The sequence below is a fragment of the Allocoleopsis franciscana PCC 7113 genome, assembly GCF_000317515.1.
In the GTDB taxonomy this organism is placed as follows: Bacteria; Cyanobacteriota; Cyanobacteriia; order Cyanobacteriales; family Coleofasciculaceae; genus Allocoleopsis; species Allocoleopsis franciscana.
Map to the genome: position 1 here is coordinate 259,101 of NC_019738.1, position 25,660 is coordinate 284,760.

The window sequence follows — 25,660 nt, forward strand, 5'->3', positions numbered from 1 at the left end:
AGATTTCGTTGCAGTGCGTAAGTTCTATATTTAACAATATAAAAACAACTAGATTGAAAGCAGATTAAGAAAACCTACCGACTACGTGCAGTGCGCTGGTATACCCGTACATAGTCAACATAGTGGTAGGCGGGAAACACTGTTGTGGTATCAGGGGAACCAGGCCAATTCCCGCCAACTGCGGTACCTAAAATGATTTGCATTGGCTCATCAATTATTGGCGGATCATCAGTAGTGATAGGCGTAGTCCATGCCTTAGTCAAGCGCCCGTCAATGTACCACCGAATCTCTGTTGGTTCCCATTCCAGGGCAAAGATATGAAACTTCGAGGTAAAGTTTGAGCCGTTGATCTTCGTCGTAGAAGAGGCTTTACTAGGCCAACGGCAATGGTAGCAGATGCCATAGTGGACGGACTGGTAAGCAGTGGACGAATCTTTCCCTAATACCTCCACTACGTCGAACTCTGGCGGCCAATATTGAGAGGCGCTATCACCGGTGTCTTGGTAGTGCAATAGCCACTCAGCCGAAAGCAGTCCTTGAGTTGCAGCCTGCTGCGAACAAATTTCTACCCGACCATAGGTGAAGTCGAACTTGCCCCGAGTGTTGATTTTACCAGAAATGTATGCTCGCCCACCAAGGTCTACCTTGTCGCTTTTGATCACGAGGTAACCATCACTTACGGAAACAGCATCCGGCGTATTATAGTGCAGTTCATTGTTGATATCGCCAATACGGTCGATGATATTCCACTTGGTCGTATCGACGCTGGTTCCGTTGAATTCATCACTCCAGATAAGAGTCCAATTCGGTTGGATGGAACTTGGTTTGCTCTGAGCGATCAAGGGGGTGTTTATAATCAACACCATCAGGAGCGAAAGCACTAATAAAAGTCCGAGATATCGAATTTTATTGCTTAATATGAATGGCATGAACTCCCCTTTGAGCCTTGCTCAACGAACAGCTTGTTAAACTAGGAGCGTATGAAAATAGGTTTTCACACGGTCTATTCCATTAGAGGTTTTCTCGTATGAACTTAGGCGAGTATAGCAAATTGGATTAGTAATAGTAAGGATTAGCTGGTTTGGCAATTTTTTTGAGGGAAGTTGCCTCAATCACAAGTTGGCGTTTTCCATCCAGAGTTTCGGTAATCATTCGACCTTCCACTTCTTGCCAACTGTCAAGGGGATAAGCATCGCGATTGCCATTAAGCTTGACGGGTAATGCAACAGGGTAAGCGTCTGCCGCACAGCAGGTAATCACAAAGCGAGAAATTAACAGATATTGTGAGGGCTGATTTGGAGGATAGACCACAAAGCCTTTGACTTTCACCGCCTGACCCGTATAAGCGTCCGGTTCGGGATAAACTGCAAGCGTTCGTACCCATTCAATTAGCGATCGTTCCTCTGGTCTACTGTTACTCTTAAAAGACTGGGGTTGCGTTCGTGTCATAGTGACCGATTCCGTAACACCTCGCTGAATGGCCGTCTGACTCGCAAACACTTGTGGTTTGATAACTAACCCCAAAATAGCAGCCGCTAATAGCAGAGTCGTACTCCATCCGGGGGGAAATAAGCTAATGTGTTGACCCACCGGCATCATCGGTACCCTTCCTGCGGCCTGTTGACGCATCTGATTAACCAACTGGGATGTTCTCAACGCTGCCAGTATTAAGAGAGCAATACCCGTGGCAACAACCAGCGCAAAGTAATTTTTGTGAATCAACAAACCTAATTGATCCGTTAGCTTGTACTTGAGCATCAAAATACCCCAAGCTGCCAGAGCCAAAATATCTAATAGGGGGAGAAAAAGGTTTTGAAATTGAGGGCGCTGCTTCCGAGGCCGTCTGGAAGTTTGATTGGAACTCATAAACTTCGGTTGTAGTTAAAAGATTGAATGGCAAAAGCTAGATTTAAATCAGTTCACCCTACAGCAAACATTAACTAATCCGCAGATTAACAAACAAGGTCAACAAAAATGTTAACTGTGCCGTTAGACCAAAGATATAAAAAATTGCCCTTGGCTTAAACACCGATAACATCAAACCGATCGCCTTGAGGTCAATCATCGGACCGAGTACTAGAAAAGCTAACAACGAGCCACTAGTAAACGCTGAGGCGAAGGCGAGGGCAAAGAATGCATCCACGGTGGAACAAATGGACACAATGGTTCCCAACAGCATCATCGCCAGAATCGACGTAACTGGCCCTTGGCCTAGGCTGAGGATGACTTCACGGGGGACGGCGACTTGAATGGCTGCGGCGATCGCACTTCCCAAAACTAAGACTCCTCCTAACTCCCGCAACTCTTGCACCGTATTTTCTAAGACTAAACGCAGTTTGTAGCGTAACGGTTTACGGGGTTTGGTACCCAATAATGTTGCTTGTAAAACCGTCGCATCCATCCTTACAGGAGCACCGGGTTCACCGAGTAAAAATGAGCCGGATTGTAACAGCGCGGGTTTTGACTCTTGATTGCCAGAGGCCGTTTTTCCCTTTGGTGTTCGTTCGCTTGCAGGTTGCCCCATAGAGCGAGTGGTCATCGGTTGCAGCAGGGGACGTAAGTCAGCCTGAACACTGAAAACACAGCTAATCACAACCGCAATCCCTAAGGAAAATAGTACCCGCAACACCACAATTTCGGGTTGGTCTCGAAACGCTATATAGGTTGAAGCGATCACAATCGGATTAATTGTTGGTGATGCCAGCAAAAACCCAATCGCCACAGGGGTCGGTGCTCCTTGAAGCAGCAGACGGCGTGCCACTGGCACGTTGCCACACTCACAGACCGGGAAGAACAGACCCCCAAAACTGCCCACAATCGCCCCTAACAATGGGTTTCGAGGCAATGATTCCATGAGTTTGCGCTCATCCTCGACCAAAAAGAGCAGTAAGCTGGAGAGCAAAACCCCTAGGAGCAAAAAAGGGATGGCTTCGACCAGCAAGCTCAAGAATAAGGTAAAGGCGTTGTTCAACTGATTCATGCGTTCGGCTTATCGGATGGTATTTTCCCTGTAGGGAGGCGAGTTTCGCCATTGTATCGAAAAAGAATATTACTCTTTATTCAATTAATGCACTCCCTGACACAGATAAATTCACAAAAGTTGCAACAACAGGCTTGACTATCAGGTTAAAAGGGAGGGTTTTGCTGGGTGTGATGGCTAAAGGAAGTGTCATCTTGTGGAAGTGCAAGTCTAAAACTGGGCTGATTATAGGTGATGTTGATTTTCTTTAAGGGTACAATGACAGTTAAGGTCATCAGGCTAGAGACCACGTTTGCAGAAAGTGGCAGGTGCTATGCAGGGTGTACTCAAGCGCTCACTGAATGAGTAGCTTGTTAGGGTAGGGAAAAATTTGTTTTAATTCTGGCCTTCACGTCACCGACCAGAGCTGTTCCCAAGAGTGAAGCCCTGACTACAAGGCAGTTGCTTGGGCAAAAAATGTTAATTCGCTGATCCCTCGTCTTCTCTTGCATCAGCTAAAATTTCTCCTATAGAAGCACATTTCATCGGTTTTTTCTCTAAAGTTTGTTTTTCAATTTTGTATATTTTTTGTCTTGTATTAAGACAGAAAAATTCTGATTAAGGATAACCCAAATTTAACCTAGGGTTAGTAACCTTAGAGATAATTAAGGCTACACTTTTTGAAATAACTAAATGCTATAACACCTGGCTTGAATATCAAACTTCAATGTTAAATTAAAGTTTAAAATCGGCTTATTCTGATACAAATGATGTCAATCCAGGGGATTTTCTTATGGTTGCCTTAACGGAACCCTACACACAGCTACCCGTCCCACCCCAGCCCAAAAATCATAATCTGCGCCTAGAGTCAACGCTCCAAGAACTATCACTCTACGATTGTCAGGTTGAATGTTCTCATCCAGGTAAGGAAGTTGCTCAAACCTTTCAACAAAATCCGTTGTTACCAGGAGTGATTCTTACGGAGCACAATCAGTTTGTGGGCATGATTTCGCGGCGTCGCTTTCTGGAACAAATGAGCCGCCCTTATGGACTGGAATTATTTTTGAAGCGCCCTCTCTATTCGTTGTATCGCTTTGCGAGTGCAGAGGTTTTGAGGCTCCAAGGTGAGACACCAATTGTGGAAGCTGCTCGCCGTTCGTTACAACGCCCCGCTGAAATGCTCTATGAACCAATTGTGGTTGAACTGGGCGTGGGAACATACCGCTTGCTTGATGTGCATCAGTTGTTAGTAGCTCAATCCAATATTCATGAATTGGCAACCCAGTTACTGAACGAACAGACTCAAGCTCAACTCATTCAAACAGAAAAAATGGCGACTCTGGGGCAAATGCTTGCCAGCATTGCCCATGAAATTAAAAATCCGGTTGGTTGTATTACCTGTAACTTTGAATTCCTCTCTAACTACTGTACAAAACTGATGGCGGTTTTGTCCGCTTATGAAATTCAGATAACCGACATATCTGATAGCCTCGCTGAGCTAAAACAAGACTCTGATATTGAGTTTATCCTAGAAGATTTACCCAAAATTTTGAACAGTATGGGAGCGGGGTCAGAACGACTCACCAAAATTGTCGGAGGCTTGCAATACTTCTCCCACTTGAGTGAAACCAAGCGTCAGCCAGCAGATATTCATGAATGTATTGAGAATACTTTAATCATTTTAAATAACCGCCTGAACAAAGGAGGTATTAAGATTATAAGAACTTATGGAGAGGTACCGCTGATCAATTGCTACTCCGGTCAACTCAGTCAAGTGTTCATGAATTTGATTAGTAATGCCATTGATGCGCTCACCGATCAGCGATGTGAGCAACCAGGGGGTAACTCGGCAGGGCAACCTCTGATTGAGATTAGCACTGAAATTGTCGAACGATCGGCGGCAGAATGGCTATTGGTACGGATTATGGATAATGGTCAAGGGATGCCACCGGAAATTCAACAGCGGATTTTTGAAATGTTCTTCACAACAAAGCCGGTGGGCAAGGGAACCGGTTTAGGGTTAACCATTAGCCATCAAATTGTTACTCAGAAACATGGCGGGGAATTACTCTTGTGTTCTCAGCCAGACAAGGGCACAGAATTTCAGGTTCTACTGCCCCTGGATTATGAGTAAACTATTTCCGGATGCACCCTATTATTTAAGTTCTGGATGAGTTGCTGCCGGAGAAGATGCACCCATCTGGCTAATAGTGGCGAGTAGCTGATAAAGACGCCCAGAGTCTCGTTGGTTGAAGTACAAAATTAGGCGAGGTAAGTCAGTGGTTTCGTCAGGGGTTTCTTGAGGTAAAGCCTTACTTTTTTCAATCCGACCCTTGACCAAAATGTCGCTAAAATTCTCATTGAGCTGTTCAACTTGGTCATCTGATAACTCAGATTTGAGGCGAATCACCAATCGATCGCCAACGTAGCGGCTGGAGTGATAGAGTCGATAAAAGCTATCGATCGCTTCGTAAGCCACATTTAAGTCGTCCGTGACCGTATAAAGACTTGTATCTTCCGGACTGACTAAACCGCCTTGAATGAGATGATTGCGAACATAAGCATCCCAGTCTTGCCAGTAGTTGCCACCGGGTTTATCAATTAATACCAAAGGCACTGGCCCACTTCGCCCCGTTTGGCAAAGGGTTAAACACTCAAAGGCTTCATCCTGGGTACCAAAGCCACCAGGAAAAAGTGCGATCGCATCACTTTCCCGAAGGAAGAATAACTTGCGTGTAAAGAAATATTTAAAATCAATCAGCTTGGGGTCGCCTTGAATAAAAGAATTTGCCCCCTGCTCAAAGGGTAACTGAATATTCAAGCCAAAAGACATTTCCGGGCCTGCGCCTTCGTGGCCGGCTTCCATAATGCCACTACCTGCACCGGTCATCACCATAAATCCCTGCTGCACTAAATAACGCGCAAACTCAGATGCCAGCTTGTATTCCGGGGCATCGGGAGTAATGCGGGCTGAACCGAAAATCGTGACTTTCCGAACATGCCGATAGGGATAAAAAACTTGAAACGCCCGATCCATATCTTGTATGGAAGCGGTTAAGATTTTCCAGTCCAAGCGATCGATTTCCTCTCCAGCCAGTCGCAATAGCACGGATAGCGCCCGTTGAATCCATTTCCCATGTTGCAAAGTGGGTAGTTGGTCAATCAGTGCCGTTAATTGTGTTTGAAGTGACTTAAGGGCAGGGTCTGGAGCAGATTGAGCCATAAATGATTAACTAATGGCTCTCTATTTTATCGAGATTTGCAACAGCCATGGGGAGGATGTGTATCTTTTGACACATTATTTCGGCATGGCTCCCTGACTCTCTAAAGTTCAACTCGAAAAGCACCTAAGCCTTAATGGCTCAAGGCGCTTTACCGAAGTTGTTAAATTATGTCTAGAGTCTGATGCCTCTAGCTGTAGAGTGCGTGGAAAAATACGGCAACTTGATTGATGAGAGTTTGACTTTAGACTCACATTTGAGTTGACTCTTCAGTCAGTCGTCAATTTTGTTTGCCGTGCTGTATTGAATGTAGCTAGGAGGTGTTTGGCTTGGCGTACAGGTGCTAGTTGGATGCGCTTAGCAATAAGTCTATGGTGTAGCTTACGCTGGATTCGACTTCCTTGGCGTCTATACGCTAACCCTCGTGGCGATCGCTGAGACTTTGGCGCTGTCGTAATCTGCTACGCTAACGCTTACTGCCGCTACCGATAAATTAGATATATTTTTCTAACGTATTCGCCAGAGTCGTTTTAGGAACGGCACCCACTACCATATCTACGCGCTGACCCCCCTTAAAAATCATCAAGGTGGGAATGCTGCGGATACCGTACTGGCTAGCTATTTGAGGATTCTCGTCTGTGTTGAGTTTAACAACCTTGACTTTACCGTCGTATTGCTGCGCAATTTCATCCACGACAGGCGCAACCATTCGACAGGGACCACACCAGGGAGCCCAAAAATCAACTAAGACGGGAATGTCGCTTTCAAGTACGTCTTGCTTAAAGCTGGCGTCTGTAACTTGTACGGCTGCTGACATGCCTGGAAATCCTTGCGTGTACTTTGTTCTATGTATCTATGGAATTCTACCACAGCCAAAACGCAGGTAAGACATGAAAAAAAGTATATATTTAGACATAAATCATCCAAGAAAAGCATTTGATGATTTTCATAAATTATGAATTCATGCCAGATCCTTAGCCAAAAAAGGAACCGCCCGAACGTAGTCGGGCGGAGTGTGGTGTGAGGAGTGAACGGAAACATGCGTCTCCGCTCTCTCTATTGTAAGCGACAGCCATAGTTTTTCTATGGCTCATCAGGGGATACTAAAAATTTTTAAGGATAGGCGTAAGCCTTAAACCGAGTAACTTTTTTCTTCCCAGATCCAGGGTTCAACCGTAATCTGCTAGCAGCAGCGCGATGCCAATCGATCTGAGGCAACTATTTACCCATTCCTAACTGCTGAGCTTTCTGGTATACTTTGCCTTCCGTCAGCAGTGAAGGGGCAATGACCACTTCAACTTGCTGCATTTCCTTGAGGTTTTTGGCTCCCAAGGTACCCATACTGGTTTTTAACGCCCCCAAAAGGTTGTGGGTGCCGTCATCGAGTTGTGCAGGGCCAACGAGAATTTGTTCCAAGGTCCCCGTACTACCTACTTGGATGCGTGTGCCCCGTGGTAAAACCGGGCTAGGCGTTGCCATCCCCCAATGAAATCCTCGTCCGGGTGCCTCTTGAGCACGGGCAAACGGTGAGCCAATCATGACGCCATCGGCTCCACAGGCAATACATTTACAGATGTCGCCACCGGTTACTAAACCGCCATCGGCAATCACAGGGACATAATTACCCGTTTCATTGTAGTAGTCGTCACGAGCCGCCGCACAATCTGCGACTGCCGTAGCCTGAGGCACACCCACACCCAAAACCCCACGAGAGGTACAAGCTGCACCAGGGCCAATGCCGACCATTACAGCCGCCGCACCTGCTTTCATCAAGTTAAGGGCCACGTCATAGGTGACACAATTCCCCAAAATCACCGGCATCGGCATCTCTTGGCAGAACTGGGCCAAATCCAGAGGAGTGACCGATTCGGGGGAGAGATGAGCCGTGGAAACCACTGTTCCCTGGACAAAAAATAGATCGGCACCGGCTTTACCCACAATCTCGCCGTATTTCATCGCCCCAACAGGTGTCGCGCTGACAGCAGCAATTCCTCCTTGCTCTTTGATTTCCCGAATTCGCTGGGTAATCAGTTCTGGCTTAATTGGCTCAGCATACAATTCCTGCATGAGAGTGACAAACTCTGTCTTGCCCACTGAGGCAATGCGCTCAAGTACTGGTACTGGGTCTGCATAGCGAGTTTGAATGCCCTCTAAGTTGAGAACACCCAACGCCCCAAGCTGGGACAACAGAACCGCCATGCGGACATCTACCACCCCATCCATCGCACTGGCGATGATAGGGATTTCTCGCTCAATGCCGCCAATGCGCCAGCGAGTATCCGCTAAACTGGGGTCTAGGGTTCTAGTCCCCGGACACAGTGCAATTTCATCGATTCCGTAGGCTCGGCGAGCACTTTTGCCCCGCCCGATTTGAATATCCACAGCTTCTAAGGTTCCCACAACCGTTTTGTGTTAGCGTATCAAATTAAAGAAAAAACCGACTGAGGCATTTGCCCAATCTTACAAGATTCAAAACCCGAGTGAATCTGTTATTCTACTACTACATTTTAGATTTTCGGTCGGAGCTTGAATCGTACAGAGGAGACGACACAGATATAGGGGGATTTTAGCCATATCTCCTTTAAAACTGACGCGACCAGTTTTTAGGCCAACGCTCAACAACCACTTTTGTTTGCGTAAAGAACTCTACCGCGTCTCGTCCCTGACCGTGTAAATCTCCATAAAAACTTTCCTTCCAGCCACTAAAAGGAAAGAAGGCCATTGGTGCCGCGACGCCAATATTAATCCCAATATTTCCCGCTTCTGCCTCATAACGAAACTGCCGTGCCGCTGCACCACTATTGGTGAACAAACAAGCCATATTTCCCCATTGACCACTATTCACTAATGCGATCGCATCTTCTATTGTCTCCAAGTGCATCAACCCTAACACTGGACCAAAGATTTCAGTCCGGGCAATTTCACTTTTTGGGTCTACATTTTGCAGAATGGTGGGTCGAATAAAGTTACCCTGTTCGTAACCGGAAACCTTTAGATTTCGTCCGTCTACTAATACCTTCGCCCCTTCATCTGCTCCCTGTTGAATTAATCCCTCAATTCGCGCTTTACTTTGAGAGGTAATAACCGGACCCATTTGTACACCATCATCCAAGCCAAAGCCAACGACTCTGGTTTGTGCTGCATTGGCGATCGCATCTGTAAAAATATGCCGTGCTTCTCCCACTGTAACCGCCACCGATGCCGCTAAACAACGCTGTCCCGCACAGCCAAAGGCACTATCGGCAGCAATTCGGGTGGTCATTTCCATATCCGCATCGGGGAGGATAATAATCGGATTTTTCGCTCCTCCCTGACATTGCATCCGCTTGCCATGTGCCGCCCCTTTGCTATAAACGTATTGAGCTACGGGTGAAGAACCAACAAAGCTAATGGCGCGAATTGTAGGATGTTCTAAGATTGCATCAACAACTTCTTTCGCCCCATTCACCAAATTAACCACACCCTTGGGCAATCCGGTTTTTTCGAGTAATTCAAACACCTTTTGTAGCGTCAACGGGACTTTTTCTGAGGGTTTGATAATACAAGTATTGCCACAAGCGATCGCATAGGGCATGAACCAAAACGGAATCATGCCAGGGAAATTAAACGGAGCAATAATTGCTGTCACTCCCATCGGTTGACGAATCATCATTTCGTCAATGCCACGCGCCACATCTTCTAAGTTGTACCCCTGCATCAGCATGGGAATACCACAGGCAACTTCTACATTCTCGATCGCCCGTTGCCACTCGGCTTTTGATTCTCCATAGGTTTTCCCACATTCGAGGGTAATGGTGCGGGATAACTCTTCGATATGGTCTTCGAGTAAGAATTTGAGTTTGAACAGGTATTGGATGCGATCGGTGGGAGGGACGCGCCGCCAACTCTTGAAAGCATCAGCAGCCGCTTGGGTAGCCGCCTCCACATCACTTTTCGGTGACAGAGGCACCTGAGTGAGTACCTCAGCAGTAGCAGGGTTCACCACATTCAAAAATTCACTCGCTTGGGAGATGCACCACTCCCCATTGATGTAGTTAGGTAGGGGATTTTTATAAGACACAGCGGTTGTTAGAGAGCATATCTTAAAGATGCTACTACCTTTGAGCAGGAACAGCGATCGAGTTTATGCACCCTTGGCACACTTAGCGAGACTCAGTGTTTTCCTGTCCTGAATCGGGTATTGCACCGAGTTGTTACATGAAGCTTAAGCGATCAATACCTGCACACCCAGTTGTTTATTCCCATGAATTCTGGGATAGGTTCTTAGTATAGGAGAGGGGATACACCTGGGATTAGCATGGAAAGAGGGAGACCTACCAGGCGTTCTGTTGCAATAGATTGAGTCTTGGTCGGATTAGCTTTGGGGAGAGAAAGATGTCTGTCAATTTACAGCGACCGATTTTAGTGGGAGGAGTTGGCTTATCAGTGTCACTCTGGCTGTTGCAGAGTTTTCATGACTCGGTCGGTCAAGTGGGTGAGTTTGGGATGTTAGGTGCCGTCGCACTCGGCGCTGGTTTATGGTTGTTTGGCAAGAAAACCTCTAAAAACCTTGATTTGTCGCTGACGGCAGCACCGGTAGACAGGGAGACGGTGGAAAAAGCGATCGCCAAAGCCCAAACCCTGATTAAGCTGCTGGAAACAGAATCCGAAAATCATGCTTCCCTTCCCCAGTTACGGCAACGACTGACTCAGCTAACCCCAGAGTTAGATCGGCAGAAGATACAAATTGCAGTCACTGGGGGTAGGAGTGTTGGTAAAACCAAGTTGGTTCAAGTCTTGGAGTCTAGCTGGTTACATCAACAGCCGCAAGCTCTGAGTTTAAAAGAAACACCGGCCTTGTTTGTGGGCACGGATACCGATGTTGCCGCAGAAACTATCGCTAGAGAGATGGCTTTTTCCTCTGATTTGCTGTTATTTGTCACGGCAGGCGATCTGACGGATACTGAGTTTCAAATTTTGCAGCAACTCAAAGCCGCGAATCAGCGAGTAATGCTGGTGTTTAATAAACAAGACCAGTATTTACCCACCGAACGAGCCAGTGTGTTGCAACAGTTGCGGCAACGGATGGCGGGACGATTGGCAGCAGAGGATGTAGTTGCGATCGCATCTCATCCTTCCCCCCTGAAAGTACGTCAGCATCAGGCTGATGCATCGGTGCAAGAGTGGATGGAAGAACAAACCCCCGATCTGACGGTACTTACGGAGCGATTAAGTTCCATCATTGCTCAAGAAGAGCGGCAATTAGTCTGGGCAACCACAATCCGGGAAGCAGCAGCACTGAAGGCTGAGGTGAAAGCGGCATTAAATCAAGTCAGACGCGATCGCGCTTTACCCATCATTGAGCAGTATCAGTGGATTGCGGCAGCGGCGGCGTTTGCTAACCCGGTTCCGGCGCTGGATTTGCTGGCAACGGCGGCGATTAGTGCTCAGGTGGTGAGTGATTTAGGCGCGATTTATCAGCAAAAGTTTTCGTTGCAACAAGCCCAAGCAGCGGCTAAAACTTTGGGCAGTTTGATGCTGAAGTTGGGTTTGGTGGAGCTTTCCACGCAAGCGATCGGCAGTATTCTCAAAGGGAATGCCTTCACTTACGTTGCCGGGGGAGCGGTGCAGGGGGTGAGCGCGGCTTATTTAACCCGATTGGCGGGTTTGAGTCTGATTGAGTACTTCCAAGAGCAAGAGGTTAGCGAAACTACGGGGCAAGCGTTTAACCTGGAGCGACTGGGACAGAAGCTGCAAGCGGTGTTCCAACAAAATCAGAGGACATCATTTTTGCAGGGATTTGTCAAGCAGGTGGTAGGGCGTCTGATACCGGAAGCGCCTCAGCCTCAACCGACGGGTTCTGAAACGGCGGCAACGGCTGTTTAATCGGGAATGTTTTGGTAGGGTGCGTCGTGACGCACCCTATGTTTTCCCAGCGTTTTGTCCAAATTTGGTTTAAAAACGGGTAACTTTTCTCGTCATACCCCTTACCAAGGGGAGGGCTGGGGTGGGGTTTCAACGATGAAGTGGTTCCTGAATCTCTTGGGCGTCCGTTTCTTCCATCGGCACGTCGAACATGATTTCAAAAGGAACCGTTGGGAGCATTTGCTTGAGTACTCGCAGATGTCCTTCTGCATCAATTCGGCGGCGGAAGCGTCCGACAATTTTGGAGCGCATATTCGGAAATGGGCGGATGATGCACCAAGGATGGAGCCGTTCTAGTAAGGTGTCTGAGCCAAATCGGGTTGACCTGGCTGAAAATGGTTTTTTCATGGGACATTAGAAGATAGATTGTGTGGGCGATCGCACTTTTACGCGATCGCTTTTTTCTGCAATCAAGCCGAAGTCTCAGTCATGAGGCAGCAGACAGCCATGCGAAGTTCAGCCCAATAGCTGTCCGCTCCTCTGGCACACTAGGTAAGGGCAGAAAACTAAGATTAACCGTCGATGGCGGCTTTCCGAGTCGTCTTCTCTTACTCGCTTTAGTACTTCGACTTTTGTGTAACTGCTTTAGTCTATAATGGAAACGAAAAGAGATCAACCATTGACCCTTGCACAATTAAGGGAACGTGCCAATTTCACTCAGGCACAGCTAGCAGTTACTATGGGCGTGAGCGTTTCAACCGTTAGTGATTGGGAGAATGGCAAGAAGGAGCCACGGCTAAAGCACTTTAGGCTTTTAATGGAGTTTCTTGGCTGCACGTTTGAGGAACTGTGTGAAGCGTTCGACCAAGTTAAACGGCGCTAGCTTTTTGAGATAAAACCCTTAGCATTAAAAATATATATATTCTGTATCTTTTGCTTCACTTCATTAAATCAGGCAACAAGCAGTGCTACCTCAAAAGCCGCCCACTGAACCCTCTCACCGTTGGACATTCCCTCAACTCTTTGGCCTTGTCAAACGTAATCCAATCATGCTGTCACGATGGGTGATCCGCTGGGCCGTGGTTGGTACAGCTTGCGGTCTTTTCGCTGGACTGTATTGGTATATATTGGAACTCATCACTCACGCTCTGGAACAGTTTACAGGCTCAAGCCTGTTAATTGTGATGCCCCTAGCGGGATTGGTGATTGGCCTTGTGATTTATTTTTTAGGAAATCCAGGTGAAATTGCGGTAATTGTCGATAATATCCACTTTCGCGGCGGACGCTTGGATGCGCGTAAAAATCCGTCCATGCTGCTCGCTTCTTTAGTGAGCATATCAGCAGGCGGCAGTGCTGGCCCAGAAGCCCCTTTAGTACAAGTCACGGGTTCTTTTGGCACGTGGTTTGCTGATCGCCTCAATCTGGATGGTGAAGAACTTCGCTCCATGAGTCTAGCCGCAATGGCAGGAGGTTTCACGGCTCTGTTTGGTGCACCTCTGGGCGGTGCCATGTTTGCCCTAGAGATTTTACATCATCAGCACGTTGTGGAGTATTACGAAGCCTTACTGCCGGCGATCGTCTCTAGTTGTGCAAGTTACTTAGTGTTTGCTGCCATTACCAAACTCGGAATTGCACCCACCTGGCATTTTCCTCATTACACCCTCGATAACATCGATGATTTTGCTCTGGCTATTGTGTTCGGTATCGTCGGAGCCATAGCGGGATGGCTTTTTATGGCGATTTTCCGAGGATGCGATCGCTTATTTGCCAAGATTCCCGGCCCCATTTATGTGCGAACCACTGTAGCAGGCTTAGGATTGGGGGGTTTTGGGGCTGTTTTGCCTCTAACCCGTTATTTTGGACACCAAGAGTTAGAGGCGGTTCTCGATGGTTCTTTTCCTGTCTTCTTCCTATTGGGTTTAGCGTTTGCCAAAATGGCGACAATCAGCCTTACCGTCACAGGAGGCTGGCGAGGCGGGTTTATTATTCCCATCTTTTTCACGGGTGCTTGTCTGGGTAAGGCGATCGCGGCTTTAATCCCAGGAATGAATCCGGCTTTGGCGATGATTTGCACAATGGCAGCGCTAAATGCCGCAGTGACACGCACACCGATTAGTACAACCTTACTCCTCTCCAAACTCACTAATTTTGCCCCTTTCACCCCCATCTTGTTTGCCAGTTTAGTCGGGTTTTTCCTCGCGCCTAAAGTGCCCCTGATCACTTCACAACTCAAATCTCATCCAGAAGCAATTGCTGAGTGAGAACTTTTTCAAACACGTCTGCTATGCCGTGCTTTTAAACCTCCCAGACCCCAAACCCCAACTCTATGCCCGTAAGGAATAGGCTATCCGCCTAGCCAACAAGGATTTATGGGAAAAAGCAACAGGTTATAATTTCCTGCTTAAAACCGTCTCCATCCGCCACGATGTAACCGTGGGGACACAAGCACGGTAATTAAACATTCTCGTGATTACTGTGTTGTTAAATTTAAACACTGCCACACGAGGACACCTATGCCAATCCAGGTAACGTTACTTCCCTTTCATGAGTTCGGGAATGATCAGGCTAAACAAGATGCCAAATGCAACTAACGCAATTACTTGTTCTCGATTCAAGAGCGTAGGCTGTGCAATAGCGATGATGCCTAAGACAACCAATCCCAGGATGATTTCCTTGGACAGAAGATTGGGCATCACAAGGGTCGTGATAATAAAAAAGGCAATCAATGCAATGGCTGTTTCCATTTTGGCTGTTTTCTCCGGAGCGAAATTAATGCGTTCGCGCTTTGCTGCTGCCCTGCAATCTTACTTTAATTCCTAATCTCCAAAAATATCTCAAAAAAGTACCGAAGTTCTTAGAAAGTAACGCTGGGTTTATTTTTTCAGTAGTCGTCGTTGCATGAGTCATGACTCCCAGCGACACCGACTGAGAGTCCCGAATTGTGTTAAAATTTTAAGAGAAAGTAACAATATTTGGCAACTCTATGCTTGAAAAGTGGCATTTTTTGCAGCTTTTCTCTATTTTGCTGCCATTTTCTTGAATTTTAATGGAGTTTTTCGTTCTATGAGTACCTCCCAGGAGCGAATTGTCCCGACAAATCTGCGGAACGAGATGCAACAGTCATACCTAGAATACGCGATGAGCGTGATTGTAGGTCGGGCGCTGCCGGATGCTAGGGATGGACTCAAGCCAGTACATCGGCGGATTCTCTATGCCATGCATGAGCTGGGTCTTACACCAGACCGCCCGTTTCGGAAATGCGCCCGTGTCGTGGGAGAAGTGTTGGGTAAGTATCACCCTCATGGAGATACCGCCGTTTATGACGCCTTAGTGCGGATGGCTCAGGATTTCTCCATGCGAGCGCCCCTCATCAACGGGCACGGTAACTTTGGCTCGGTGGACAACGACCCACCAGCAGCAATGCGTTACACCGAGTGTCGCTTGCGTCCCATAGCCACAGACGCCATGCTGCGGGATATTGAGTCAGAAACCGTAGACTTCATCGATAACTTCGACGGTTCCCAGCAAGAACCCACCGTCTTACCCGCCCGTATCCCGCAGTTACTGCTTAATGGTTCCAGTGGAATTGCCGTGGGGATGGCAACCAATATTCCCCCCCACAACCTGGGAGAATTAATTGATGGCGTGCTGGCATTAATTCATAATCCCGACATAACGGATTTGGAGTTAATGCGGTATATTCCTGGCCCTGACTTTCCCACAGGAGGTCAGATTCTGGGAACCGCCGGGATCAAAGAAGCCTTTACCACCGGTCGCGGTTCGATCACGATGCGGGGCGTTGCCCAGATTGAAACCATTGAACATCGTGGGCGTCCAGACCGAGAAGCCATCATTATCACAGAGTTGCCTTACCAAACCAATAAGGCAGCGCTGATCGAGAAGATTGCGGAAATGGTCAATGATAAGCGAATTGAAGGCATTTCCGATATTCGGGATGAAAGCGATCGCGACGGGATGCGGATCGTCATTGAACTCAAACGCGATGCCTATCCTCGTGTTGTACTCAACAACCTCTACAAACAAACGCCCATACAGATGAACTTTGGGGCGAATATGCTGGCGTTGGTGAACAATGAACCCCAGCTTTTAAGCCTCAAGAAGTTCTTGAGCGTCTTCTTGGATTTCCGGATTGAGACGATTACCCGACGGACTCAATACGAATTACGAAAAGCCCAAGAACGAGACCACATCCTCCAAGGGTTATTGATTGCTCTGGGCAATCTAGATCGGATTATTCAACTGATCCGCCATGCCGCAGATACTCCCACAGCTAAAGCAGAGTTAATGGAAGTCTACGGACTTTCAGAAGCCCAGGCTGACGCAATTCTGCAAATGCAACTGCGACGCCTAACTGCTCTGGAAGCCGAGAAAATTCAAGCGGAACACGAGGAATTACAAGCGAGAATTGCCGACTTAGAAGATATCCTCGCCCGCAGAAGTCGCATCCTGGAAATTATTGAAACAGAAGTTAATCAGCTCAAAGCAACCCATGCCACACCACGCCGTACCATCATTCAACCGATGGAAGGCGAGATTGATGACACCGACCTCATTGCCAATGAGAAAGCGGTAATTCTGCTCACAGAGCAAGGTTACATCAAGCGGATGGCCGTTAACGAATTTGGGGCACAAGCCAGAGCCACTCGCGGTAAGGCAGGCACCCGGATGAAAGAGGATGACGGGGTGGAGCATTTCCTCACTTGTTGCGACCACGACAGCATTCTGTTCTTTAGTGAGCGCGGCGTTACCTACTGCCTCAAGGCATACCACATCCCCTCGGCTTCGCGCACAGCACGAGGTGTCCCCATTGTCCAGTTGCTGCCGATTCCCCGTGAGGAAAAAATCACCTCCATTGTGCCGGTGTCTGAGTTCACCGACCATGAGTATCTAGTGATGTTGACCCGTAAAGGTTACATCAAGAAAACAGCATTGGACGCTTTCAGTAATATTCGAGCCAATGGATTGATTGCCATTTCCCTGGAAGAAGGCGACCAGTTACGCTGGGTACAACGCGCCACACAAACCGACAGCATCATCATTGGGTCGCGTCAAGGGATGGCGATTCATTTCAAGACGGATAACGACCAACTGCGTCCCCTCGGTCGTGCTACTAGGGGCGTTAAGGCCATGAAACTGCGGGCTAAAGATGAGTTGATCAGCATGGATATTATCCCTGGTCAGGTTGTCGCCGAGATGGCAAGCGCGATTGAGGCTACTGTTGAAGAAGAAGTGGAAGACCTCAATGAGGTAAGCGAGACTGTCAACGAAGCGGTTTCCGAAGAGCAAGAGTTAGTCGTAACCGCAGGTCAAGGCCCCTGGGTACTGGTTGTCACCATGGGGGGTTATGGCAAGCGGGTGCCAGTGTCTCAGTTCCGGTTACAGAATCGGGCGGGGATGGGAATCCTGGCGACGAAGTTCCGTTTACCCAAAGACAAATTAGCCGCTTTACGGGTGGTTAATGAAGGTGATGAATTGATGATCATCACGAGTCGAGGGATTATAATTCGTCAGGCGATTAACGCGATTTCCCCCCAGTCCCGGATGGCAACAGGGGTGAGAGTGCAACGACTGGATGACGATGATGCGATCGCAGCGGTTGCCTTAGTGCCTCTCTCCGGTGAGGAGGAGGAAGTGGAAGCACTGGAAGAGTCGTTGTAAGGTCAAGGGGTTGAAAGGCGAGCACATTGAAAGTTGAACGTTAAAACTGAGATTCTGCACCCTTGTCAGTTAGCCCGAACACCCGCCCGGAGTTCAAACTCCGGCGTCATAGCTCAAGTCCATTAAAATGGACTAAAACTCTTATCCAGTCGTCTTTAGACGAATGCGAGCTGTGAGCCAGGGAATTCATTCCCTGGTGGGCTGTTGCGACTGGTGCAAGATGTCAGTTAAAACCATTCTTTTAACTTTCAACCGTGCAACTGTCCCACCTTCAACCCTTGAATTCGCACTCACTATGAAACCTTCAAAGCAATTCTCTTCAGCCTCTCGTTTCCTGGTGCCATTAGTGGGCGGTATCTTGATGGGGTTGACCCCGGCACCTGTAGAGGCATGGCCGTTAGCATGGGTGGCACTGGTTCCCATCTGGTTTTGGGTTGCCAAGGCTCAGAGTGTTCGTCAAGGTGCTTTGTCAGGTTTAGTTTGGGGGATTGGTTATCACGGCTTAGCCTTGTTTTGGATTACCGGCATTCATCCGATGACTTGGATGGGAGTGCCGTGGCTAGCCAGTTTAGCGATCGCCATTTTCTGTTGGACGTTCATTACCCTCTGGGGGGCTGCCTTAGTCGGGATTTGGGCAGCCTTGTTATTTTGGATTCATCAAAAGTCTAGAATCTCAGCCTTGGTTCGTGTTCTAATTGGCACAGCTCTCTGGTGTGGCTTGGAATCGATTTGGAGTGCTGGCTCCCTGTGGTGGACTTCCTTGTCTTATACCCAGAGTCCTCATAACTTAGTCATCTTACACCTGGGAAAGTTGTCTGGCCCTGCGACCGTGACGGCGGCAATTGTGGCGGTGAATGGTTTAGTTGCCGAAGCGTGGATTAGCGATCAACACCGAAGGGATGCCCAAGAGTTGAACGCTAGAAGGTTGTTAGCGGTAACATCCCCTGTTAAACGTTCTCACCTGCAACCTGCCACTCTTCTCGGCATAGCAGCGGGACTCTTGGTTGTCTTGCACCTGATTGGTTTTGGACTGGAAAGTCGCCCCTTAATTCAACCCCAAGAAGCGGCTTTAAAGGTTGGGATTGTTCAAGGTAACATCGGCAACACGATTAAACTGTTCACAGAAGGTAAGCGTCGTGCTTTGGAAAGATACACGAACGGCTATCTGAAATTAGTCAATCAGGGCGTTGATGCGGTGTTAACACCCGAAGGGGCTTTACCTTTTTTCTTGAGTGACTTGAAACGTCAAGACTTCTACTCCGCTATTTTGGAGCAGGGTGTTGTGGCTTGGGTGGGAGCTTTTGGTGAGCGGGGACGTAGCTATACGAATAGTCTGTTTACGATTATGGGTAACGGCGAGACATTTAGCCGTTATGACAAAGCCAAGTTAGTGCCCTTAGGGGAATATATTCCCTTTGAGTCCGTTTTAGGTGGTTTGATTGATCGTCTTTCTCCTCTGGAGGCTCACCTCGTAGCGGGTTCGCCCACCCAGCTATTTGAGACGCCATTTGGTCGTGCGATCGCAGGAATTTGCTATGAATCAGCCTTTGCTGAACATTTCCGGCGTCAAGCGGCGGCTGGGGGTCAGTTTATTCTCAGTTCTTCCAATGATGCCCATTACAGCTCAGAGATGCCAGCTCAGCACCATGCTCAGGATGTGATGCGAGCGATCGAAACGGATCGGTGGGCTGTGCGGGCTACAAACACTGGCTATTCTGCCATTGTAGACCCCCATGGCAGAACCCTGTGGATGTCTGGGATTAATACTTATGAAACTCACGCAGAAACCATTTATCGACGGCAGACGGAAACCCCTTATGTGCGTTGGGGAGATTGGTTAACTAAAGTTTTATTCGGGTTAGCAGGCGTTGCAGGGTTATTTTCTCAGACATTCAAACGCCAAGAATAGCCGTGCGATTATAGGTGCGATCGTCCTGAAGATTGATGGCAACACTAAGTTTCGATCATCTACCATCGAAAGTATCAATCCAAAAACTCAACGGACTCTGAGGGTAGCGGTATGGAAAACTTAGAGGAACAGCGGAAGATTTTATCGGCAATCTGTCATGGAGCCATCTTTTTTAGTTCTACTCTTGTGTCGATTGGCATCCCCATTATCATTTTATTAACGAATGAAGACCCAATTGTCAAAGAAAACGCCAAAGAATCCCTCAACTTCCATATCAATCTTTATATCTATTTCCTCATTTCTGCCTTATTAGTCGTCGTAGTTATTGGGTTTCCATTACTGCTTTTGTTAGCGATTATTAGTTTTGTTATGCCCATTATCGCTATTGTCAAAGTCCTCAAATATCCTAACAAATCATACCGTTACCCGTTTATTTTTCGCTTGGTGTAGATGTTTAATACATCCCCAGGCAAAGCAGTGAAAAAATGCTTTCAGTCTCTGTCTACAGAAGGGAGAGGACAGTAGGCAGGAGGTAAAATTGGGGACGACAATAGCCTGCCAATCGTGCTGCCAACTTCCTCACTTTTCCAATAAATCATTACCAGCGATAGGGACGACGAGGCATCTCCGGTCTCATTGGACGACGCCAATTCCTTCTATCCCTGTCACGGTAGTAACGGTCATCATTATCCTGGTTTCCGGTGTAGGTTTCGCATTGCTGAGTGGTAAATTCTCTGACTCTGTCAGGAACCGCATATTGCTGACCTGAAAAAGGACGACCATAGTAACCATCATCAAAACCACGAGAGAATTCCCCACCAGCGGAACGTGGCTTGTAAGCGTCTCCTATGCGGGCGCTTTGACGACCTTCACTATAACCATTTGTATAGGCAGTGGGATGATCAGCCGCGTTCTGGATAACCTCACGTTGAACAACGGGATAGCAGTAGGTAGAGGTTTTAGTATCCGCTTGAGCGGCTTGAGTGAACAGTAAAAAGGTGGGTGCAGTAACAAAAGTTAGGAGACTGGCAGACAGGAGTTTATTCATTGGCTTGATTAACTCGTTCTGTAATCAAGTTAATCGGAAATAAAATGTTGCCACTTCACCTGTTGGCTGTAATAGATAGGGTGAGTCGAAACTCACCTGATTGGGTGATTACTACAACTCAAGCTTGCCCTACCTTTATTTATGCGAAATCCGGGTTCGCTCCCTCCTTTTGGAAGGAACCACAGAGTTCACACAGAGTAGAACTAACTACAGGAGATCACAAGATCAAAGGGGATATACAAGACGAATTTGCTATCAACAGCAATAAAAAGCATAAAAAATGTAGGAGAAGAATCAGGATCGAGTTGTTGTTAAAAGAGGCTTACTTCCCCTATGAAGAGGAGATTTAGAGCAAAATGAACTTGTTGGATGAAGGTAACGTCACAGAGCTAACATAATCTAGCATCTGATACGACCAGAATTTCTGCAAAAAATGAAGCGAAAGCTAATAACACTGACTCTTACCCTCATTTCCCTCACATCCCTCACCCCACCGGCTTTTTCTGCCCCACCCAGAACTGTGGATAAAGAAGAAACCTGTGACATTTTAGTCGTTGGGGGTGGACTAGCCGGTGCGGCTAGTGCCTATGAAGGCTTAATGGCAGGGCGAACGGTGTGTCTCACGGAGATTACCGACTGGGTTGGCGGACAAATTTCTGCTCAAGGAACCTCTGCACTGGATGAACGCCCCACTCAACGATCGCGTCTTTTCTATTCTCGCGGCTACCTGGAACTGCGAGAGCGCATCAAACGCTATTATGGCGAATTGAATCCTGGAGACTGCTGGGTGAGTGAATCCTGCTTTCTTCCTCGCGATGCGGACAAAATCCTAGAGGGCATTTTAAGAGATGCTGCCAAACGCGGCAAAGGCACGCTCAAGTGGTACCCGTCCACAGTGGTTAAAGACCTTGATATTACTGGGGATCGGATTAATAGTGCGATCGCGATTCAGCATAAACCTACCAAAGGTACTCCTCCCCTCAACACCTTCCCCCTCTCCCAAACCATTGAGGATGCATACAGCTACAACAATTCCTCTCGTTTTGATAAAACCATTATTCGCTTCGCCCCCAAACGCGTACTCAAAGGCCCAGCACTGACTTGGTACGTGATCGATGCCACTGAAACGGGGGAACTGATTGGTTTGGCGGATGTTCCCCACCGTTTGGGTATTGATCCTCGCTCCTACTTAGAACCCTCCTCCTCTAGCGCGACTGGCGACCCCTATTGCACCCAAGGTTTTACCTATACTTTTGCCATGGAAACCACGAAGGAGCCTCAAACCCATCAGATGCCCTCGTTCTATCCTCAGTACGAACCCTATTACAGCTATGAACTGAAACGATTGGCAGACTTTGGGTTAGTACACACCTATCGGCGGATTTGGAGTCCCCAGAAGGGTGAAACCAAAAAGTTTGGTGGCATCACGTACACTGCTCCCACTCCGGGCGATATTTCCATGCAAAACTGGACGTGGGGGAACGACTACCGTCCAGGCACCGCACAAGATAACTTGGTTTACACTCGCGAACAGTTGCAAGCGACGGGACAGTTGCAACCCGGAGGCTGGATGGGTGGCTTGCGAATCGATGCGTTACGCAAGGGAGAGGAAATATCCAAGGGCTATTTCCACTGGCTGGTGGCTGGAAATACCGACTCTCAACTCGGCGCTGGTGTGAAGCAGCCACAACCCAATCAAAAGTTCTTATCTGGTTTAGATTCCCCAATGGGAACGGTACATGGTTTATCCAAGTATCCTTACATGCGGGAAGGACGGCGATTGATTGGACGCCCTGCCTATGGCTATCCCAATGGTTTTAGTATCTGGGAAATTGATATATCCCGCCGCGACTACAAAGATGACTATTACCGCCAGACACTCTCGCCGGAAACCTATCGCAGCTTGCGGACTGCCCTGGCTGGACTCGAATCTGTTTCTGTGGTGGCTGGCAGAAAGTCCCCAGAAGAGGTGAGAAGACGGACTCGCTCCACAATTTATCCTGATTCTGTGGGCATTGGGCATTATGCGATCGATTTCCATCCCTGTATGATGATGAGTCCCCCCGAAGCCCCTGGGAACAAGGAGCGTGAGGGTGAAAGGCAAGGAGCCGGTCAGGCTTACCCCTTCCAAATTCCCCTGCGGGCGATGATTCCTCAAAAAATCAACAACATGTTAGTGGCAGGAAAAAGTATTGCCACCAGTCACATTGCCGCCGCCGCTTATCGAGTCCATTCCTTTGAATGGTCATCCGGTGCAGCCGCCGGAATTACAGCCGCGTTTGCCTTGGACAAGGGGATAGCCCCTTATGAGCTGGTAGATCAACTGCCACGACAAGAGCCGCAACTGCAAGAATTACGGCAACGAATTGAAAAAACTGGCAACCCCACGGCGTTTCCTGATACTTCGATTTTCAATGAAACTTGGGATAAATGGCAGTGATACCTTGATCGTTTAAGCCTGCTACATATCAATTGTTGGGGTAATAGGGCATGGGTAATGGGTAATAGGAAAACCAGCACAGTGTACCAATTCTCGATTACCCATGACCCAAAGTTCTATTAATTTATCGCAGGCGTGGAGTAGGTAGGATAGGCATTAAGGATGTCACAAGGTTGGGGTTTTAGCCAAATTTTACTACTCCTTAAAGGTCATGGTTTCTAACGTTCGTTCCCGCCAATATAAAAATAAAGGCAAGGCGCAAGATAAACCAATCCCAAAAGTAACGACAACATAAAGAGACAACCAGCGACGGGACAAACCTAATCGCTTCAGTTCAATAAATGAGAAACAGAAGAAGACATCTGCACAAATGAGCAAATCTATTGCTACCGCAGAAGCGACATGATTAGCGAATGCATTCTGGAAAAACAAATTGATAGCAAGACCATTCTGGAGAAAGAAAGTCAGCAGAACGCTCCAAGGTGCGATCGCACCAACAATCGTCAGCAGCAGATAGAGCGATTTAACGGATATAATTTTTTGACCTGTAGGGATTTGCCGCTGTAGATAAGTTGCATTGGACATCAGTTCACTTCCTTTTGTGATCAACACTTCAACAGAGACTTGGTTTGGCGAAGCGTAAAAAGTTCGCTATCGATCCTGTTGCTTTGATTGTGACTCCACGAGATAATAGAAACAATTACCTATCAGGTAATAAGGACAGTGAAATGGGCATCGCTTCAACCTCAACGCCATCATCTCCTAACCGAGATGCCTCCTTTGCTAATTTGCTGAAACACTGGCGCAATCAACGGGGTTTGAGTCAACTCGATTTGGCTTTAGCGGGTAATGTCTCTCAGCGGCACATCAGCTTCTTAGAATCAAATAGAGCTAATCCTAGCCGGGACATGGTAATGCAACTGGCGGCTGTGCTAGATGTTCCCCTACGCGATCAAAACATCATGCTCACGGCAGCGGGTTTTGCGCCGATTTATTCCCAAAGCGATTTATCAACCCCTGAAGTTGAACCCATCCGCAAAGCTATAGAGTTTATTTTGCACCAGCAAGAACCCTATCCGGCATTAGTAATGGATCGCTACTGGAATTTGCTCCAAAGCAATACAGCGGCGCAACGCTTAACCAGCTGGTTAATTCATCCAGACGAGTTGCAACGCCGCTTTTGCATCGACGGCAAAATCAATCTGATGCGACTAATGTTTCATCCTCAAGGCTTCAAGCCGTTTGTGGCGAATTGGGAAGAAATCAGTAGCCATCTGATTCAACGGGTGTATCGAGAAGCGTTCGTGGATGGACATAGCGACGAATCGATGGCTCTTTTCCAAGAACTACAAGCTTATCCAGATGTTCCCGACTTGTGGCAGCAATCCCTACCTCGCACCTGGCAATTACCTTTATTGACAGTACAGTTTGTCAAAGACGGACTGAGCCTTAGCTTATTTTCAACAATTGCCACGTTAGGCACTCCTCATGATATTACGTTGCAGGAGTTGCGGATTGAAAGTCTGTTTCCGGCAGATGAGGCGACGCAAGCCAGTCTCTCGAAGCCTATAAGCGACGTGTTTGGACACGACTCAATGAACTACCCATTTTGAAGCTATCCAACCGATTAGCCGTTTGAAGTTCTTATCCCCTTTTTAGGGTAAGAAACAACCACAGGTAGGTAAACTAGATAAGAATGCAGGTTGCTTAATTTTAGGTGAAAGATTTTCGTAACTGCCCTATGACTATGGTACAATTAGCGGTTTCTTACGCGACATCTACATCGCCAGTTATAGCTCCTGAAAAATCGGGTCAAGTGACTCGCCAGCACTATCCCAATTACAAGGTGATTGTGCTCGACGACGATTTCAACACGTTTCAGCACGTTCACGACTGTTTGGTAAAGTATATTCCTGGAATGACGAGCGATCGCGCCTGGGAACTCACTAATCAAGTTCATTTTGAAGGTCAAGCCATTGTTTGGGTTGGCCCGCAAGAACAAGCGGAACTTTATCACCAACAGTTGAGCCGTGCAGGGTTAACGATGGCTCCCATAGAAGCAGCATAACTGAATGAGCAACACCAACGACGGCAGGCTGGTTTGGAATCATTCCACTCACATTCCGGGTTTGATTCCAGTTCTCGAACGTCTCACCAAATACACGGGAATTCAAACGATTACCCCTGCCGTCATTGGACGGGCTAAAAGTCATTGTCCCCGGATGCAATTAAAAGTATCGGTGCCGATTCGTGGGGGCTTTAAGATTATTGCTCGGTCTGGGAAAACCTATCAAGAGGTATTTATTATTACCCCTTTGAGTAAAGGTGAATTAGAAGATGCGATCGCTCAAGTTTTGAAACGCTAAGTGCAAGAAGGCAGAAGACAGGGGGCAGTTCACGCAGCGTTCTCCGCAGGAGTAGGCAGAAGGAAAAAAAGTTATATACGTAAATGAATCAACGACAAACATACCTTTGTGTCATTGGGAGTGCTGTAACTCACATTCCGCACCCTCGACTGGCACAATCGGTTTTTACGCAATTGGGAATTGAAAGTTAGTAA

General features: G+C 47.6%; 22 protein-coding genes. 11 read left to right on the plus strand and 11 right to left on the minus strand.

The window, feature by feature from the left end:
• Positions 1–74: 74 nt before the first annotated feature.
• The 3 genes from MIC7113_RS01120 to MIC7113_RS01130 all read right to left on the minus strand — a co-directional run bounded on the left by MIC7113_RS01120 (position 75) and on the right by MIC7113_RS01130 (position 2,980).
• Positions 75–929: a glycoside hydrolase family 16 protein gene (locus MIC7113_RS01120; protein WP_015180330.1), complete on the minus strand. Its 855-nt coding sequence runs from the start codon at positions 927–929 to the stop codon at positions 75–77.
• 127 nt (positions 930–1,056) lie between these two features.
• A complete protein-coding gene (locus MIC7113_RS01125; protein ID WP_015180331.1) occupies positions 1,057–1,866 on the minus strand; it encodes a TIGR03943 family putative permease subunit in 810 nt (269 codons plus the stop codon).
• A 70-nt stretch (positions 1,867–1,936) separates the two neighbouring features.
• Complete coding sequence (locus MIC7113_RS01130; RefSeq protein WP_015180332.1) at positions 1,937–2,980, minus strand: permease; 1,044 nt, start codon at positions 2,978–2,980, stop codon at positions 1,937–1,939.
• Positions 2,981–3,752: 772 nt separating this feature from the next.
• Here MIC7113_RS01130 and MIC7113_RS01135 point away from each other — a divergent pair.
• Positions 3,753–5,093, plus strand: a complete 1,341-nt coding sequence (locus MIC7113_RS01135) for a sensor histidine kinase (RefSeq protein WP_015180333.1) — start codon at positions 3,753–3,755, stop codon at positions 5,091–5,093.
• Positions 5,094–5,114: 21 nt separating this feature from the next.
• On the opposite strand, the gene MIC7113_RS01140 is transcribed toward MIC7113_RS01135, so the two are convergent.
• The 4 genes from MIC7113_RS01140 to MIC7113_RS01155 all read right to left on the minus strand — a co-directional run bounded on the left by MIC7113_RS01140 (position 5,115) and on the right by MIC7113_RS01155 (position 10,240).
• Positions 5,115–6,182: an LOG family protein gene (locus MIC7113_RS01140; protein WP_015180334.1), complete on the minus strand. Its 1,068-nt coding sequence runs from the start codon at positions 6,180–6,182 to the stop codon at positions 5,115–5,117.
• A gap of 491 nt (positions 6,183–6,673) precedes the next feature.
• Positions 6,674–6,997 carry a thioredoxin gene (trxA, locus tag MIC7113_RS01145; protein ID WP_015180335.1) on the minus strand — a complete coding sequence of 108 codons (324 nt, stop codon included), beginning with the start codon at positions 6,995–6,997 and terminating at the stop codon, positions 6,674–6,676.
• 401 nt (positions 6,998–7,398) lie between these two features.
• Entirely contained in the window at positions 7,399–8,562 is a 1,164-nt protein-coding gene (locus MIC7113_RS01150) for a GuaB3 family IMP dehydrogenase-related protein (protein ID WP_041780323.1), read from the minus strand.
• A gap of 199 nt (positions 8,563–8,761) precedes the next feature.
• On the minus strand, positions 8,762–10,240 hold the full coding sequence (locus tag MIC7113_RS01155; protein ID WP_015180337.1) for a CoA-acylating methylmalonate-semialdehyde dehydrogenase: 1,479 nt from the start codon (positions 10,238–10,240) through the stop codon (positions 8,762–8,764).
• A gap of 314 nt (positions 10,241–10,554) precedes the next feature.
• On the opposite strand from MIC7113_RS01155, the gene MIC7113_RS01160 reads away from it, so the two are divergent.
• Positions 10,555–12,045, plus strand: coding sequence for a slr1306 family protein (locus MIC7113_RS01160; RefSeq protein WP_015180338.1), 1,491 nt, complete (start codon positions 10,555–10,557; stop codon positions 12,043–12,045).
• A gap of 129 nt (positions 12,046–12,174) precedes the next feature.
• On the opposite strand, the gene MIC7113_RS01165 is transcribed toward MIC7113_RS01160, so the two are convergent.
• Positions 12,175–12,432 carry a hypothetical protein gene (locus tag MIC7113_RS01165; RefSeq protein WP_015180339.1) on the minus strand — a complete coding sequence of 86 codons (258 nt, stop codon included), beginning with the start codon at positions 12,430–12,432 and terminating at the stop codon, positions 12,175–12,177.
• 271 nt (positions 12,433–12,703) lie between these two features.
• Here MIC7113_RS01165 and MIC7113_RS01170 point away from each other — a divergent pair, with 271 nt between their 5' ends.
• Both MIC7113_RS01170 and MIC7113_RS01175 read left to right on the plus strand, forming a co-directional pair.
• Positions 12,704–12,907, plus strand: coding sequence for a helix-turn-helix domain-containing protein (locus MIC7113_RS01170; protein ID WP_226883578.1), 204 nt, complete (start codon positions 12,704–12,706; stop codon positions 12,905–12,907).
• Between the two features lie 82 nt (positions 12,908–12,989).
• Complete coding sequence (locus MIC7113_RS01175; RefSeq protein WP_015180341.1) at positions 12,990–14,285, plus strand: chloride channel protein; 1,296 nt, start codon at positions 12,990–12,992, stop codon at positions 14,283–14,285.
• A gap of 270 nt (positions 14,286–14,555) precedes the next feature.
• On the opposite strand, the gene MIC7113_RS01180 is transcribed toward MIC7113_RS01175, so the two are convergent.
• The gene (locus MIC7113_RS01180; RefSeq protein WP_015180342.1) at positions 14,556–14,768 is read right to left on the minus strand and encodes a hypothetical protein; all 213 of its coding nucleotides are present in this window, start codon (positions 14,766–14,768) and stop codon (positions 14,556–14,558) included.
• A 319-nt stretch (positions 14,769–15,087) separates the two neighbouring features.
• On the opposite strand from MIC7113_RS01180, the gene gyrA reads away from it, so the two are divergent.
• From gyrA to MIC7113_RS01195, 3 genes are all read left to right on the plus strand, one after another.
• Positions 15,088–17,703, plus strand: a complete 2,616-nt coding sequence (gene gyrA, locus MIC7113_RS01185) for a DNA gyrase subunit A (RefSeq protein WP_015180343.1) — start codon at positions 15,088–15,090, stop codon at positions 17,701–17,703.
• 295 nt (positions 17,704–17,998) lie between these two features.
• Complete coding sequence (gene lnt / locus MIC7113_RS01190) at positions 17,999–19,612, plus strand: apolipoprotein N-acyltransferase (protein WP_172642220.1); 1,614 nt, start codon at positions 17,999–18,001, stop codon at positions 19,610–19,612.
• 111 nt (positions 19,613–19,723) lie between these two features.
• On the plus strand, positions 19,724–20,062 hold the full coding sequence (locus MIC7113_RS01195; protein WP_015180345.1) for a DUF4870 domain-containing protein: 339 nt from the start codon (positions 19,724–19,726) through the stop codon (positions 20,060–20,062).
• A gap of 148 nt (positions 20,063–20,210) precedes the next feature.
• Here MIC7113_RS01195 and MIC7113_RS01200 read toward each other — a convergent pair whose 3' ends face one another.
• Positions 20,211–20,660 (minus strand): hypothetical protein, encoded by a 450-nt coding sequence (locus MIC7113_RS01200; RefSeq protein ID WP_015180346.1) that lies wholly within the window; start codon positions 20,658–20,660, stop codon positions 20,211–20,213.
• Between the two features lie 433 nt (positions 20,661–21,093).
• On the opposite strand from MIC7113_RS01200, the gene MIC7113_RS01210 reads away from it, so the two are divergent.
• Positions 21,094–23,100 (plus strand): FAD-dependent oxidoreductase, encoded by a 2,007-nt coding sequence (locus tag MIC7113_RS01210; protein WP_015180348.1) that lies wholly within the window; start codon positions 21,094–21,096, stop codon positions 23,098–23,100.
• A gap of 195 nt (positions 23,101–23,295) precedes the next feature.
• On the opposite strand, the gene MIC7113_RS01215 is transcribed toward MIC7113_RS01210, so the two are convergent.
• Positions 23,296–23,685, minus strand: a complete 390-nt coding sequence (locus MIC7113_RS01215; protein WP_015180349.1) for a DUF2834 domain-containing protein — start codon at positions 23,683–23,685, stop codon at positions 23,296–23,298.
• A 143-nt stretch (positions 23,686–23,828) separates the two neighbouring features.
• Here MIC7113_RS01215 and MIC7113_RS01220 point away from each other — a divergent pair, with 143 nt between their 5' ends.
• The 3 genes from MIC7113_RS01220 (at position 23,829) to MIC7113_RS01230 (ending at position 25,466) form a co-directional block, all read left to right on the plus strand.
• Positions 23,829–24,713 carry a helix-turn-helix domain-containing protein gene (locus tag MIC7113_RS01220; RefSeq protein WP_015180350.1) on the plus strand — a complete coding sequence of 295 codons (885 nt, stop codon included), beginning with the start codon at positions 23,829–23,831 and terminating at the stop codon, positions 24,711–24,713.
• 128 nt (positions 24,714–24,841) lie between these two features.
• On the plus strand, positions 24,842–25,168 hold the full coding sequence (gene clpS / locus MIC7113_RS01225) for an ATP-dependent Clp protease adapter ClpS (protein WP_051055521.1): 327 nt from the start codon (positions 24,842–24,844) through the stop codon (positions 25,166–25,168).
• 4 nt (positions 25,169–25,172) lie between these two features.
• Positions 25,173–25,466 carry a DUF2103 domain-containing protein gene (locus MIC7113_RS01230; protein WP_015180352.1) on the plus strand — a complete coding sequence of 98 codons (294 nt, stop codon included), beginning with the start codon at positions 25,173–25,175 and terminating at the stop codon, positions 25,464–25,466.
• Positions 25,467–25,660 lie beyond the last annotated feature (194 nt).